At 43.9% G+C, this 14,296-nt stretch carries 16 protein-coding genes and 1 pseudogene; 2 read left to right on the top strand and 15 right to left on the bottom strand.

What is annotated here, in order from left to right; all coding sequences use genetic code 11:
- Window positions 1-17 precede the first annotated feature (17 nt).
- The 14 genes from D1B31_RS09665 to D1B31_RS09600 form a co-directional block, all read right to left on the bottom strand.
- A complete protein-coding gene (locus D1B31_RS09665) occupies window positions 18-443 on the bottom strand; it encodes a stage V sporulation protein AB (RefSeq protein WP_118920565.1) in 426 nt (141 codons plus the stop codon).
- On the bottom strand, window positions 430-1,053 hold the full coding sequence (locus tag D1B31_RS09660) for a stage V sporulation protein AA (RefSeq protein WP_118920564.1): 624 nt from the start codon (window positions 1,051-1,053) through the stop codon (window positions 430-432). Before D1B31_RS09660 ends, D1B31_RS09665 begins: the two co-directional genes overlap by 14 nt.
- A 384-nt stretch (window positions 1,054-1,437) precedes the next feature.
- On the bottom strand, window positions 1,438-2,196 hold the full coding sequence (gene sigF, locus D1B31_RS09655; protein ID WP_118920563.1) for an RNA polymerase sporulation sigma factor SigF: 759 nt from the start codon (window positions 2,194-2,196) through the stop codon (window positions 1,438-1,440).
- 12 nt (window positions 2,197-2,208) lie between these two features.
- Entirely contained in the window at window positions 2,209-2,649 is a 441-nt protein-coding gene (spoIIAB, locus tag D1B31_RS09650) for an anti-sigma F factor (RefSeq protein WP_118920562.1), read from the bottom strand.
- On the bottom strand, window positions 2,649-2,999 hold the full coding sequence (gene spoIIAA / locus D1B31_RS09645; RefSeq protein WP_118920561.1) for an anti-sigma F factor antagonist: 351 nt from the start codon (window positions 2,997-2,999) through the stop codon (window positions 2,649-2,651). The genes spoIIAB and spoIIAA overlap by 1 nt, the downstream gene beginning before the upstream one ends.
- A gap of 189 nt (window positions 3,000-3,188) precedes the next feature.
- Entirely contained in the window at window positions 3,189-4,358 is a 1,170-nt protein-coding gene (locus D1B31_RS09640) for a D-alanyl-D-alanine carboxypeptidase family protein (protein ID WP_118920560.1), read from the bottom strand.
- Window positions 4,359-4,503: 145 nt separating this feature from the next.
- Window positions 4,504-5,808 (bottom strand): pyrimidine-nucleoside phosphorylase, encoded by a 1,305-nt coding sequence (locus D1B31_RS09635; RefSeq protein ID WP_118920559.1) that lies wholly within the window; start codon window positions 5,806-5,808, stop codon window positions 4,504-4,506.
- Window positions 5,809-5,967: 159 nt separating this feature from the next.
- Window positions 5,968-7,155 carry a phosphopentomutase gene (gene deoB, locus D1B31_RS09630; RefSeq protein ID WP_275670711.1) on the bottom strand — a complete coding sequence of 396 codons (1,188 nt, stop codon included), beginning with the start codon at window positions 7,153-7,155 and terminating at the stop codon, window positions 5,968-5,970.
- Between the two features lie 242 nt (window positions 7,156-7,397).
- Window positions 7,398-8,291, bottom strand: a complete 894-nt coding sequence (gene xerD, locus D1B31_RS09625) for a site-specific tyrosine recombinase XerD (protein ID WP_118920690.1) — start codon at window positions 8,289-8,291, stop codon at window positions 7,398-7,400.
- Window positions 8,292-8,300: 9 nt separating this feature from the next.
- Complete coding sequence (locus tag D1B31_RS09620) at window positions 8,301-8,528, bottom strand: YqzK family protein (RefSeq protein ID WP_118920558.1); 228 nt, start codon at window positions 8,526-8,528, stop codon at window positions 8,301-8,303.
- Between the two features lie 140 nt (window positions 8,529-8,668).
- The gene (gene fur, locus D1B31_RS09615) at window positions 8,669-9,127 is read right to left on the bottom strand and encodes a ferric iron uptake transcriptional regulator (protein ID WP_118920557.1); all 459 of its coding nucleotides are present in this window, start codon (window positions 9,125-9,127) and stop codon (window positions 8,669-8,671) included.
- Between the two features lie 113 nt (window positions 9,128-9,240).
- Complete coding sequence (spoIIM, locus tag D1B31_RS09610; protein WP_118920556.1) at window positions 9,241-9,882, bottom strand: stage II sporulation protein M; 642 nt, start codon at window positions 9,880-9,882, stop codon at window positions 9,241-9,243.
- 80 nt (window positions 9,883-9,962) lie between these two features.
- Entirely contained in the window at window positions 9,963-11,126 is a 1,164-nt protein-coding gene (locus tag D1B31_RS09605) for an endonuclease Q family protein (RefSeq protein ID WP_118920555.1), read from the bottom strand.
- The gene (locus tag D1B31_RS09600; RefSeq protein ID WP_118920554.1) at window positions 11,126-11,677 is read right to left on the bottom strand and encodes an NUDIX hydrolase; all 552 of its coding nucleotides are present in this window, start codon (window positions 11,675-11,677) and stop codon (window positions 11,126-11,128) included. Before D1B31_RS09600 ends, D1B31_RS09605 begins: the two co-directional genes overlap by 1 nt.
- Window positions 11,678-11,751: 74 nt before the next feature.
- On the opposite strand from D1B31_RS09600, the gene mciZ reads away from it, so the two are divergent.
- Both mciZ and D1B31_RS09590 read left to right on the top strand, forming a co-directional pair.
- Window positions 11,752-11,898 carry a Z-ring formation inhibitor MciZ gene (mciZ, locus tag D1B31_RS09595; RefSeq protein WP_158587512.1) on the top strand — a complete coding sequence of 49 codons (147 nt, stop codon included), beginning with the start codon at window positions 11,752-11,754 and terminating at the stop codon, window positions 11,896-11,898.
- Window positions 11,899-11,942: 44 nt separating this feature from the next.
- On the top strand, window positions 11,943-12,851 hold the full coding sequence (locus D1B31_RS09590) for an aldo/keto reductase (protein WP_118920552.1): 909 nt from the start codon (window positions 11,943-11,945) through the stop codon (window positions 12,849-12,851).
- Between the two features lie 58 nt (window positions 12,852-12,909).
- Here the strand turns inward: D1B31_RS09590 and D1B31_RS09585 are convergent.
- Window positions 12,910-14,258: pseudogene (locus D1B31_RS09585) on the bottom strand (IS3 family transposase).
- Window positions 14,259-14,296: the final 38 nt, after the last annotated feature.

Here is a 14,296-nt window from a genome sequence, read left to right as displayed (position 1 = left end):
ACTCCTTCCATGGGTTTTTACTGTCTAATAAAGTAAAGCCATTGAAAAAGAGAACCAAATATTTTGCCAAAAACAACTGCCATTAAAAGGACAATAATTTTCCCATCAATATTCAGCCTTTTTGCCAATATAGGAATTACATTTAGAACCTCCGCTAGCGCTCCCGCAATCAATCCAACAAAAATTCCGCCTGCCAGCCCCATAATTAGGAGGAAATAGGGGGATATCCCTAAAACCGGGTCTCTAAGCCCTCCGTATATGCCAGCCATCGTTCCTAAAATGATCGCCGCTTCATACCAGACAATTTTGTCTGCTGTCTTTGAAATTTGTGCCAGACGCGGGAGAATGCCAAGCACTGTAAGGAATGCTACATAGCCCGAACCTACCGCCAAGCCGCCGCTAAAAGCGATAAATAACGTGAAAACGACCTCAATCGTTGTCAAGCCGTTTCATGCTCTCCTTATTTTCGTGGAGGATGACATACGAATCGAGCGCCTGCTGATAATTAAACATCTCGACTTCAAGTGGGCTGGGCTCTTCATTTATCCTCTTTTTGAAAATATGGTTGAAAAATAAAACCATCCCCACCCCTAGACCTAAGGAGTAAGGAATTTGAAATAATAGCGGCTTTTCGGACTTTTCACCAGTAATGATGGTATAGAGCTTAGATTGGACACTTTTCATGCTTACATCATCATGAAAGTTCATAATCGCCATGGCCGAGCCGAAAAATAATAAAAGCCAAATCAAAATAAAGAAAGAGAAGGAAAGCCTTTTTCTATTTTTCACCACAACTTCTATCAATGTTTGTGCCGGGCCTACTGCTTGTATATCGGCATCCGGGAAGGCTCCTGTTATCTTTTTAATTACCTTCATGGCATCAATAACGACAAAATTGCTATCTTTTTGAGTAACTTGATAAATGTCCATTTTTTTTATTGCTGCCACAAGACTTTCGGGCGCAAGGACTTGCGCGATATCGCCAATGGATAAGTCCTGGCCAGGCTGGACGAGAATTCTGTTTCTCATGCGAATGTAGACCGTTTTTTCCAAAACACTCACTTCCAGACATTGTTTTCCTTGTATTGCTAGTATGGTACTAATGGCACCCACTCATGATAGCCAATAATTACCGATTAAAAAGCACAAGCGCCTTGTTCAGCCCCGATATAGAAAGACTTGGTTTTGCCCTAGCAAAACCTTAGTCGCCCTTAATGCGAGCGAAGCGTAGCCAAGCTTAAGACGAGTCCCGCAGGACACTGAATGGCATCCCAGAATTCACCCACGCACGAAGGAAATGCGAGCATTTCCGAGGACGGGCCTGCCCTCCGGAGGGAATCGGCTTAAGACCTCGAGGGGCTAGGCGCTGGAGCTAGATTACAAACTTTTCGAGATATACAAAATTTATTATGTCTCAAAAAATAAAGCCATATGGATTCATTGATCCATATGGCTCTTCATTTGCTGCAATATTTTCTTTTCCAGCCTTGAAACCTGTACCTGGGAAATCCCCAGCCGCTGGGCTACTTCAGACTGTGTTTGGTCTTTGTAATACCTTAAATAAACGATCAATTTTTCCCGCTCATCGAGTTCGGCAATCGCTTCCTTGAGGGCAATTTTATCAAACCATTTACCTTCATTGCCGTCATCAATCTGGTCGAGCAGAGTAATAGGATCACCGTCATTTTCATAAACTGTTTCGTGGATGGATGCAGGAGTTCTCGCGGCTTCCTGCGCAAGAACAATTTCCTCCGGCGTAAGACCAAGATGGGCTGACAGTTCATTTACAGTCGGTGTTCTGCCAAGGTCTTTCGATAATTCTTCCCTGGCACGGCGGATCTTATTGCCAGTTTCCTTTAAGGAGCGGCTTACTTTAACCGTTCCATCATCTCTGATAAAGCGCTGAATTTCTCCAATAATCATCGGAACAGCATAGGTAGAAAACTTAACATCGAAGGACAAATCGAATTTATCAACTGATTTCAACAAGCCGATACAGCCAATTTGAAAAAGATCATCGGGGTCATATCCCCGATTGATAAATCGCTGAACGACAGACCAGACAAGCCTCATGTTTTTTTCGACAATCATATCCCGTGCGCCCTGGTCTCCCTCATGGCTCCTCTTAATTAAGTCTTTTACCTCATGGTCCTTAAGAAACGGTTGGCTACGATCTTTTTTGACCTCAACATCCATAGGCGGGTCTCCTTAATTGCAAAGCATCTTGCTTCGGGATAAGTTCTTGCGCATGCGGACGGTTGTTCCTTTGCCCTCTTCAGATTGAATTTCTACCTCATCCATAAAATTTTCCATAATCGTAAAACCCATACCCGACCTTTCCAATTCAGGCTTGGTTGTAAAAAGAGGCTGGCGGGCTTCTTCCACATCGCCGATACCTTTTCCTTTATCCCAAATAGTAATTTCGGCCCATTCACCTTCAATAGCGACATCAATATGGACGATACCGTCGGGATGATTGTCATATCCATGAATGATTGCATTTGTCACTGCTTCTGAAACAACTGTTTTCAGTTCAGTTAACTGATCCATGGTAGGATCCAGCTGGGCAATGAAAGCAGCGACGGTGACCCTTGCGAACGACTCGTTCTGGCTTAACGCACGGAACTGCAGGCTCATTTCATTTCTCATTAGGCAACCCCCAGTCTCAGAAGTGCATACTCTTCTGTTGGTTCCATTCTGATAATTTTAAAGAGTCCCGACATTTCAAGCAGCCTTTCAACAGAAGGGGTAACTGCGCATACGACCAATTCCCCGTGAAGCTGCTTCAACTGTTTGTACCGGCCCAATATAACCCCTAGCCCTGAACTGTCCATAAATGACAGCCCTTCAAGGTTCAATACAATATGACGAATGCCATGCGCCTCGATTGCTTCGGTTGCGTTTGTGCGCAGCCCCTCCGCAGTATGGTGATCAAGCTCCCCGCTTAACCGGATGCATAGTACTTCGCCTTTCACTTCCATTTCAATGTTCAGACTCACTGTCCCGGCCTCCTATCATAAACTATGCCTATTTGCCTGTTTACCCAGGCCAATGTAGCCCGCTTAATTCCGGGCTGGCTGCCTTACAGTGAGTCAATTCGATATCACTACGCCTAAATCCTTCACCACGGACAAAACTAGTGGCTATTCGCTAAAGAAAGTGGAATATATTTTTAATTCGACAGACGCCTATTGGCCGGCTCTCGTAAACATTCCCATCGTCCTTTTATAGAGCGTCCACCAGTCCGCCTTTTTAACAGTTTGGTTCGATACTAACGCACGTTCCTGGAGTACCTTTCCATCTTTTATTATTTTGATCGTACCCACCTTGTCACCTTTGTTTAGAGGGGCATTCAAGTTTTTCTTAATCGATATAACTTTTTGTATATCCGCTGTTTTTTCCCCTTTTTTTGTCAAAATTGAAATTGGCTCACTTGTGACAGCCTCAATCTTTTTCATGCTGCCTTTACTAATTTGAGCCTGGCCTACTGCTACATTCCTTTGAAATAAAGGATGTGTCTCATAATGGCCGAAAGCATAATCGAACATTTTTGAAATTTGCGCGTTGCGCGCTTTTGAAGTTGGCGCCCCAAACACAACAGCTATTACCCTCATACCATTCTTTTGTGCTGAAGCGGTAAGGCAATATTTCGCTTCAGCAGTAAAACCCGTTTTTAATCCATCCACCCCGGGATAAAAGCGGACGAGCTTATTTGTGTTCACAAGCCAGAACTTTTTATCTGTATTTTCGCGCAAATACGCTTCATACATTCCGGTATATTTGGTGATATCCTCATATTTTAAAAGTTCTTTTGCCATTACAGCCATATCGGCGGCTGTGCTGACATGGCCTTCAGCTGGCAGCCCTGTCGTGTTCTTGAAAACCGTATTTTTTAGCCCGAGCTCCTTACTCTTTTTATTCATCATATCGACAAATGCTTCTTCCGATCCGGCAATTCTTTCAGCCATGGCTACGGAAGCATCATTCCCCGAACCAATCGCGATCCCTTTTAGCAATTCCCTTGTCGTCATCTCTTCGCCGGCCTCAAGGAAAATCTGTGAACCTCCCATCGAAGCTGCATATTCGCTTGCCCTGATTTTTTCATTAATATCAAGCTTGCCCCGATCCATTGCCTCCATAATGAGGAGCATCGTCATAACCTTTGTCATGCTAGCGGGGGGAAGCGCCTCCTGGCTGTTTTTCTCATAAAGGACAGTACCGGTATCCCTTTCTATCAGAATGGCCGACCTGACATCCTTGGCAAGGTCCGTATTTTTTGTTTCCTGCGCGGACACCCCCGGCAAAACAATTGTAAGTGAAAGGATTCCTGCCAGCATTATTGAACTTAATCGTTTCATGTACATAACCCTCCATTCTTTATACGCTCCATTTTTTCCAAAAATGGTTGTTTTATACAATGAGGAAACACAAAAAAGCAGAAGCAAGCGACCGAAAACGGCAGTTTGCTTCTGCTTTGAAAGTGAACTATCGGAGTCTTGGTGTTTATTCTGTAATTTCTTCGTGGATGAGAGTTGGTGTTTCTGGTTTGGTTTCGGACAGTTTAATGCTTTGGGTGAGCTTTTGTTTCACTTGTGCGATATCTTCGAAGTTACTATGGATGGTTGCGAGCGATTCTCCTTTTTTAACTTGGTCGCCAATCTTTTTCCTTAAGAGAATCCCAACAGCAAGGTCGATTTCCGACTCCTTTGTCGCACGGCCCGCTCCGAGAAGCATCGCGGCTGTTCCAACTTGATCGGCTATGATTTCTGAAACATAGCCATCTTCTTCAGCTTCCAATTCAAAAATATATTTCGCTTGCGGGAGCTTTGATAAATCATCGACAATCGAACCGTCCCCGCCTTGTGAGGAAAGAAATTGTTTCATCTTTTCAAGGGCCGAACCATCTTTAATTGCATTTTCAAGCATCGCTCTTGCCTCGGCAAGAGAAGAAGCTTTCCCGGAGACATAAACCATATGACTGCCAAGGGTCAGGCAGAGTTCGGTAAGGTCTTTAGGCCCTTCCCCTCTTAATGTATCAATCGCTTCTTTTACTTCAAGTGCATTGCCAATCGCAAACCCGAGCGGCTGGCTCATGTCAGAAATCACCGCCATTGTTTTGCGGCCTACATTATTGCCGATTCGCACCATTGCTTTTGCCAGTTCCCTCGAATCATCAAGCGTTTTCATAAATGCGCCCGCGCCTGTTTTTACATCCAGGACAATTGCATCGGCGCCGGCGGCAATTTTTTTACTCATAATTGAGCTTGCAATGAGTGGGATGCTGTTAACTGTAGCAGTCACGTCACGAAGGGCGTAAAGTTTTTTATCTGCTGGTGTTAGATTTCCACTCTGGCCGATGACTGCAATTTTATTTTTGTTTACTAAGTCAATAAATTCGGCATTCTCAATTTCCACATGAAAACCGGAAACTGATTCCAATTTATCAATGGTGCCCCCTGTATGACCGAGGCCGCGCCCGGACATTTTTGCTACAGGAACGTCAACTGCCGCAACAAGCGGGCCAAGGACGAGTGTTGTCGTATCGCCGACTCCTCCTGTAGAGTGTTTATCGACTTTCACACCCTCAATCTCTGACAGATCGATTTGATCACCAGACTCGACCATAGCCATTGTTAAATCGGCCCGTTCTCTTTCTGTCATTCCGTTAAAGTAGATCGCCATCATGATTGCGCTTACTTGATAGTCAGGTATGGAACCTTCCGTGTATCCTTTAATAAAATAATTGACCTCTTCTGTTGATAGCTCCAATCCGTCCCGCTTTTTTTCAATTAAATCTACCATTCTCATATGATTCACCCACAATTCATGTATTTTTACTGCAAATTTAAACAGAAAGGGAAAGCTTCAACTCGACTGTGAATTTCCATTTCAGAAAGCCTTATTAAAGTTCCCTTTTCTGTTTTTCCCTTTTTCCCGCCTGCTAAATCATCGGTTCTTTGTTCTATTTTACTTGATTTCCTGCAAGAAGCTTTTGCCGAATTCAGGCAATTTTGTGTTGAAGTTTTCTGCAACGGTTGCCCCTATGTCAGCGAATGTGTCGCGGATTGGAAGTTCTTTTCCGCCATTCATTTTCTTTGAATAAACGAGAAGCGGTACGTATTCCCTTGTGTGATCTGTTCCAGGGTGTACTGGATCGTTCCCGTGGTCCGCTGTGATAATTAATAAATCATCGTCTTGGAGCTTATCAAACACTTCCGTTAGGCGGGCGTCATATTCCTCGAGCGCTTTTCCATATCCGATTGGGTCGCGGCGGTGCCCGTAAAGTGCATCAAAGTCAACCAAATTTAGGAAGCTGAGCCCCGTAAAGTCCATATCCAATGTTTGGATGAGTTTATCCATGCCATCCATATTGGAAACAGTCCGAAGTGATTGTGTCACACCCTCGCCATCATAAATATCCGAAATTTTGCCTATTGCAATGACGTCTAAGCCAGCATCCTTCAGTTCATTCATGACCGTGCGCCCAAATGGCTTCAAGGCATAGTCATGCCTGTTTGCCGTCCTTTTAAAGTTACCAGGTTCGCCAACAAAAGGCCTCGCAATAATTCGTCCGACCATGTATTTTTCATCCAGTGTCAGTTCCCTGGCGATTTCACAAATTTTGTACAATTCATCAATAGGAACGACCTCCTCATGCGCGGCAATTTGGAGGACTGAATCGGCAGAGGTATAAACGATCAGCGCACCGGTTTTCATATGTTCCTCGCCAAGCTCATCAAGGATGGCTGTGCCACTTGCAGGCTTGTTACCAATGATTTTTCTGCCTGTACGGGATTCAAGGTCGGATAGTAACTCATCCGGGAATCCTTCCGGAAATACTCGGAAAGGTGTCTGGATGTTCAAGCCCATGATTTCCCAATGACCTGTCATTGTGTCCTTTCCATTCGATGCTTCCTGCATCTTCGTATAGAAAGCCAACGGCTTTTCTTGCTTATTTATGCCCTTGATTTCCTTGATGTTGCTTAAACCAAGCTTTTCCATGTTCGGCATATTCAGTCCATTCATTGCTTCAGCAATATGGCCGAAAGTGTCAGACCCTTTATCACCGAATTTTTCGGCATCAGGAGCTTCACCAATCCCGACCGAATCCATTACAACCAAAAAAATGCGTTTAAATGCATTAGCTTTACTCAATTCTTCCTTCCTCCTTTATGATGGAGACAACAATAATAAAGATAGTATACCCTCTTATGAAATTCCATTAACCATAGTGTAAACGTCAGAAGTCTGACATCTTTATTTTACTAAATCAACATAAAAATACAAGCAATTCAGAGAAAAAATAAGATGTTTAATTATTATAATAATGCTTTAAGAAAGGCATTAAATATAAATAAGCCAGACGTTTTGTCTGGCTCTGGTAAACAATGAATTTATTAAGCTCTTGGATGAAATTTGCTGTAAACATCCCTTAGTCGTACCTTCGTCACATGGGTATAAATCTGTGTCGTGGAGATATCGGAATGCCCGAGCATTTCCTGGACAGCCCTGAGGTCCGCGCCATTTTCAAGCAAATGGGTGGCAAAAGAATGTCGAAGTGTATGTGGAGTCAATTCTTTTTCAATTCCCGCTTCTGTGGCGAGTTTTTTCAGAATTTTCCAAAAACCTTGTCTTGTCAATCGTTTTCCCTGATGATTCAGGAACAATGCATCTTCTCTAACTTTTTTGCTGATAAAATGCGGCCTTCCTTTCGCTAAATACAACTCCAGTGCCTCGGCCGCGGTTCTTCCCACCGGAATGATTCTTTCTTTATTTCCTTTTCCTATGCAGCGTAAAAATCCCATGCTTAAATGCAGATCATCCATATTCAAGCCGATTAGTTCACTAACCCTGATGCCCGTGGCATAAAGGGTTTCAATCATCGCTTTATCCCTTAATCCAAAATGGTCCTGTTTTGCCGGTGCTTCCAGCAGGGTTTCTACCTCCTGCATACTCAAAACCTTTGGCAGAGTCCTCTCCAGTTGGGGCGACTCAATGTGGACCGTCGGGTCATGGGTTGCCGCTCTGTCCCTCAGCAGAAACTGGTGGAACGATCGGATTGAAGCCACATGCCTGGCAAGCGTCCTTGCTGATTTCCCTTCAGCCTTCAGGGCGCCCAGAAATTGCAAAATATGGGTTCTTTGAACTTCATCTATTGCTGAAACTTCATTTGAAGACTTCAAGTGCCGCAAATAGTTTTTTAGATCCCTCTCATAAGCGATTAGCGTATTTTGCGAGAGACCTTTTTCCACCATTAAAAAGTGGATAAAATCCTTTAAATGATCTTCTATCATTGTGCATTACTCCCCGCTCATATAGAACAATAACAGCCGGTCCAGCCATTCGGGGTTGCCTGTTTCCTCTGAATTGAAAACTTTTACAGCTGCCCCCTTCGGCTTATCGTACCGGTGGTAGCTCTGATACTCCTCATGTATCCACATCATACCATAATAAAAGAGCAGCGTGGAGGCAATAAAAAGGATTAATACTTTCAGCGTATGATAGACGGCTTTGCAAAATGAAACCATATTAACCTCCCAAAAAAGCAGATGTTAGTACAAGGTATGCCAATTTTGCTGTATTTTATACCTCTTTAGCTTAGTGAGAACTTAAAAAGACCCTTTCAATTTTTGAAAGGGCCGTTACTTACGGTTTAATTTTGTTTGTGTCAGGATTCTGCCGCTTCAACTTTGTCCTGGCAGCGGTGGCAGATTCCGTGGAATGTCAGGCGGTGGTCTTTGATTTTGAAGTTCCAGCGCCTTTCAACAATTTCTTCGACATCCTCGAGGAGGTCTTCTTGTATTTCATCGACCGCTCCGCATTCAATGCAAACGAGATGGTGATGGAAATGGGCCGCGCCTTCCTGGCGAAGGTCGTATCTCGAAACCCCGTCTCCGAAATTGATTTTATCGACTATTTTAAGTTCAGTAAGCAGTTCAAGTGTCCGATAAACAGTTGCCAATCCTATTTCAGGTGACTTTTCCTTTACGAGCAGGTAGACATCTTCAGCGCTTAAATGATCCTCTTCATTCTCAAGTAGTACTCGAACGGTAGCTTCACGTTGCGGAGTAAGCTTATAGCTCGATGAATGCAATTGTTTTTTTATTCTCTCGATTCTCGTTTCCATGCGGTCGTCCTCCCTCGCAACTGTCATTTCTCATTATAACAGATAGAAAGAAGGATGAAAACTAAAATCATTATAAATAAGAGTTAATAATGATTATTAAGTGGAATTGATTATCATTTAAAACCTTCCGCTACCGATTTCATAAAGCCTGGAGACAAGTAAGCCTCAATGGCTGATGCTGCTGAAAGAAGTAAAATCGCCGCGGCCAAAAAGAGAAAATATCGTCCAAAGAGCGGCAGGACAGGCTGTCCATATTTTTTGAAGAACTGCCTTCTAATCATTTTTAAAGAAAAAACAACCGAAACAGCAGCCATCATGATAAACACAGGGATAATGAAGACATTTTGCGGAAAAATCGACACAAAGGCAAACACAAATCCGTCCCAGCCCATTTGACTCACCAGGAAACCGACGGTAAAGCCTACGACCATTCCTTTAATAAACAAAAGTACGAGGATCACAGGCAAACCGATGATTGAGATGCCTAGCACCCACATCAACCCGATGAATTTGCTGTTATGGAGAAGGCTTTGGACAAAAATGTCCCTTGAACCCTCAGTTTTTCCAATGGCGATTTGGCCGAAGAACTGGGACAAATAATAAAATAAATCTTCCTTTTGCGTAAAGCTCATACTGTTTACGATGACCGCCCCGAATATGACTCCCATCATAAACAAAATCGATACAAATAAAAAAATTGAGGAGTGCTCACCTAAATATGCAGCTGCGATGGACTGGTTCAAACGTTTTTTCATGGCATTTCCCCCTATGGTAGTTTGTACCATTGTATGCCTGTCCACTTTCAATATGACTGAAAAACCGGTTTGACATTGTATTATATGTCTACTTTCCCGTATTTCCCGCCTCCACCGGCTTTTAGGTTCAGGCGCCCTTCCCTTGCCTTGATAATGAGTCCGGCTAATTTGGGCGGAATCACCTTTTCCATCGCCTCCTCGGGGACATGATGAAGGATGTCCATTTCCGTCCCAAAGTGGGAAAGCAGTTTCTCAAGCATCTTCGGCCCAAGGCCTGGAATAAACTCAAGCGGAACCTGGTGGACGTAAGGCGGCCTGTCCTCCGGTCTTTCTTTTGAAGAAGAGAGCTCGGCAATCCGGTCCGCTACTCCTTTGACCGTTTTCACTGAACCACAATGAGTGCATGGCAGACCAGCTGTAACTAAGGGGGTTAGGCACTCAGCGCATACGGTCCCATGGTATTTCCCTAGCAACGGATCAAGTCCATAATTCGCGAGTATTTCTCTGCCCCCTTCCCCTTTTAATGCAAGTGCCAGTTCCGTGAATGACGGTTCACTAAGTTTGAGCGCCTGATATTCGCGGGCGATTTTAGCCAGGGAATGGGCATCAGAGTTCGTCAAAAAAGGATAACGGTGCAATTCCTCCAGTCCATCCGCCATCCTTGTATTTGAGCTTAATCCAAGCTCAATTGCGTCAATCATGTCCGGGTTGAACACTTCTGTCAGTGATTGATTGACCCCTTTACCAAAAAGGCTTTTGAAAGGAGTGAAAACATGGGCCGGGATAAACAGACCGCCAAGTCGTTTCACGATTTTCTGAAGTTCCTTCCCAGACGCATAAATTCGCTGGGAACTAAGGGTTATATTCTTCATTCGGCTTGACAGCCACATGGAGAATTCTTTCATTCTTTCAAGCGTCGGCAAAAAACATAACACGTGGATCGGCCCGCGGCATTGTTCATCATAAATTTCCAGTTCCGAGCCCGGTATGACCGCCATTTCTCCGTAGAGGAGGCCGCCTTCCGGGTGTTCAGCCATGTCGCCTGAAGCAATCAGGCTCTCCATCTCGGCGATGACTTCGGGTGAATGGCAATCGATAATCCCGATGATGTTGAGGCCCTTTTCATCTCTCGCATGTTCAATTATATTCGTAAATGTCAGCGTTTTTGCTCCGGTTATTTTAACTGGCTTTCCGGTCCGGGTCCGCCCGATGTGGATATGCAAGTCGGCAAAATAACGTTCCATTATTTAGACAGCGCCTCCTGGAGTTGAAGATATTGAATGGCATAAGCTGTTTTGGCATCGTAAATTTTCTTCTCTTTTACATATTCGAGTGCCTGTTCGAGTGTCACTTCCTCCAGGTTTACGAACTCATCCTCATCGAGGCTAGCCGCATTTTCCTTTTTCGAAAGCCCTTTTGCGATATAAAGATGGATGATTTCATCCGCAAAGCCCGGAGAGGTATAGAATGAAGTGAGCCATTCCAGCTCCTTGCATTCATACCCCGTTTCTTCTTCAAGCTCCCGGTGCGCGCATTCTTTAGGATCTTCCCCTTTTTCAAGCTTTCCGGCGGGAATTTCAACCATTGTTCTTTCCATTGCCTTTCGATATTGCTCAACCAAAATAATTTTGTTGTCGTCGGTCACTGCGATAACTGCTACCGCACCAGGGTGTTTAACGATTTCCCGTTTCGACGTTTTTCCGTTCGGGAGCTCAACATCGTCCACCCTGACGGAAATGATTTTGCCATTAAAAATTTCTTTACTGCTAATCGTTTTTTCCTCGAGTCGTTCCATCTATGCCACTCCTGTTCTATTCCCAATTATTTGCTCATACATTTTATCATACTTTTTATTGGGGGCGCTTGGACATGAAGGCATATATGCATGATAAAGGGTTTGTTTTAACTGGGAAGGCTTCGGAAATCCTTTATTTATTAAAAGAATGCAGCACAGTTCATCTAACTGTCGCTGAATTAATTAAAACAGAAACCAAAAAGCATGCGAGTTGCCGCTAATTCCTCCGTACGGGTAGAATAGGACCCAGAAGGAGTGGATGACGGTGAGAAAAAATAAGCTTGGCAATTCAAGCCTGGAGGTAAGCGCGCTTGGATTGGGCTGCATGTCACTTGGCACAGATTTGGACAAGGCCCGCTTAATCATTGACGCTGCGCTTGATGAGGGGATCACTTATTTTGACACAGCGGATCTCTATGATTTCGGTGAAAATGAAAGAATTGTCGGTGAGTGCCTGAAGGGGCGGCGCGACAAAGTCATTATTGCCACGAAGGCCGGTAATCGTTGGAGTGCTGATCAGAGTGGCTGGAACTGGGATCCTTCAAAAGAACATATTAAACAGGCTGTGAAGGATAGTCTGAAACGGCTGCAAACAGATTATATTGATTTGTATCAGCTTCATGGCGGGACGATAAACGATCCAATCGACGAGACGATTGAAGCGTTCGAGGAATTGAAAGCCGAAGGCTTGATTCGTTATTACGGCATTTCTTCCATCCGGCCAAACGTCGTCAGAGAATATGTCGACAGAAGTGGAATGGTTTCTGTCATGGTCCAGTACAGCATGCTCGATAGGCGGCCTGAAGAAGAAATTCTACCATTGCTGGAGCGGAGCGGAATGAGCGCGGTGACGAGAGGAACTGTCGCGAAAGGGCTTTTGAGCGGCCGGATGCTTGAAAAGGCTTCTGAAAAAGGCTTTCTCGACTATCAGTATGAGGAGCTTAGAGAATTGCTGCCGGCACTTAAGGAGAAACTCGCTGCCCGTCCATTGGAAGAGGCTGCCATTCAATACAATTTGGCGCATCCGGCCGTTGCCGCGGTTGTAGCTGGCGCGAGCAGTGTGGAACAGGTAAAGAAAAATGCCAGCGCGGTAAGGGCTGAGCCGCTTTCTTATGAAGAAATTAGCCTGATTCGCGAGCTGACGAAAGCGAATGTTTATGCGGAGCATCGATAGAATTGGAAAAAGCCTGCCCTTTTGAAGTGACCCCATAAAGTTAGACACGGGTATTTCATCAGGCAGCTAACTGGGCATGAACTCGGTATTGCACCGGGCTCATGCCCTTTAATTTTGCCTTAATCCGTTTATGGTTATAGTATTCTATATATTTTTCCAGTTCCTGTTTAAAGTGCTCGACACTATCAAATTCTTTGAAGTAGAGAAACTCAGATTTCATAATTCCGAAGAAATTTTCAATCACGGCATTATCGTAGCAGTTTCCCTTACGGGACATGCTTTGCGTGATTTTTCGTTCGCTTAGAGAAAGCTGGTATTTCTTCATCTGGTAATGCCAGCCTTGATCTGAGTGAATGAGAAGAGTTTCCTCCCCTGTCAATTTCTCAAAAGCTTGATCCAACATAGTGGAAACAAGGGAATATGTTGGTCTTGAACCTAATGTATAGGTGATGATTTCACCGTTATATAAATCGAGAATCGGTGATAGGTAAAGCTTCTCGCCAAACAGTTTAAATTCAGTGATATCGGTTACCCATTTCGCATTTGGTTTATCAGCCTTGAAGTTGCGGTCTAGGATGTTGGGGGCAATCTTACCTACAGTTCCCTTATATGAACGGTATTTCTTCATACGTACCAGGCATTTTAGGCCTAATTCCTTCATGATGCGCTGTACCTTTTTGTGGTTTACCTTGAGCTCCCGATTCCTTAATTCATCCCGAATACGGCGATAGCCAAAACGGCCTTCATGTTCATCATAAATCGATTGGATCATTTTCTTCAATTCTGCATCTGGATCGGGCTTTCCCATGTTTTTCACCCAATAATAATACGTGCTTCTAGGGATTTTTGCGAACTTCAAAAGTGCTTTCACCGGAAATTCATGCCTTAATTCATAGACTACTTGCGCTTTGTCTTCTTTGGTGATTTTTCCTTATTTTGAACTAAGGCATTCAACTTTTTTAAATACGCATTCTCCATACGTAAACGTTCTAATTCAGCTTGGAGTGCTTCTACAGATCCTTCTGCAGGTGTTGATTTCTTTGAATCTTTATTCATGCCTGGACGCCCCTTTTTCAATGGTTTAAGGGCATCCAGTCCTCCTGTATCAAAGGCAAGCTTCCATTTCCGGAGTGTTTCATGAGAGGAAATATTAAAAATGGCAGCTGTTTCCCTAAAGGATGTCCCTTGGTCGTTCATATAATTGAGTACGTCCAGTTTATACTCTAGGGAGTAGGTTGTATAGGGTTTTTCAAAAGCAGCTTCGCCAGTGAATTCATATTGTTTGATCCAATTGGAAAGAACACTATGATGAACCCCAATGGATTTAGCCACTGTTTTGTGCCCCTCATTGCCATTTAGATATCTTTTAACTGCATTTAACTTTTCTTTTGAAGTAAACTTAGCCATAAAAAAACTGCACCTCCAATTGTTAGGTGTGTCTAACA

The organism is Neobacillus notoginsengisoli, assembly GCF_003515685.1.
Classification (GTDB): domain Bacteria; phylum Bacillota; class Bacilli; order Bacillales; family Cytobacillaceae; genus Bacillus_D; species Bacillus_D notoginsengisoli.
The sequence above is the reverse complement of the archived record's forward strand: the minus strand, read 5'-3'. Positions and strand labels throughout refer to the sequence as shown.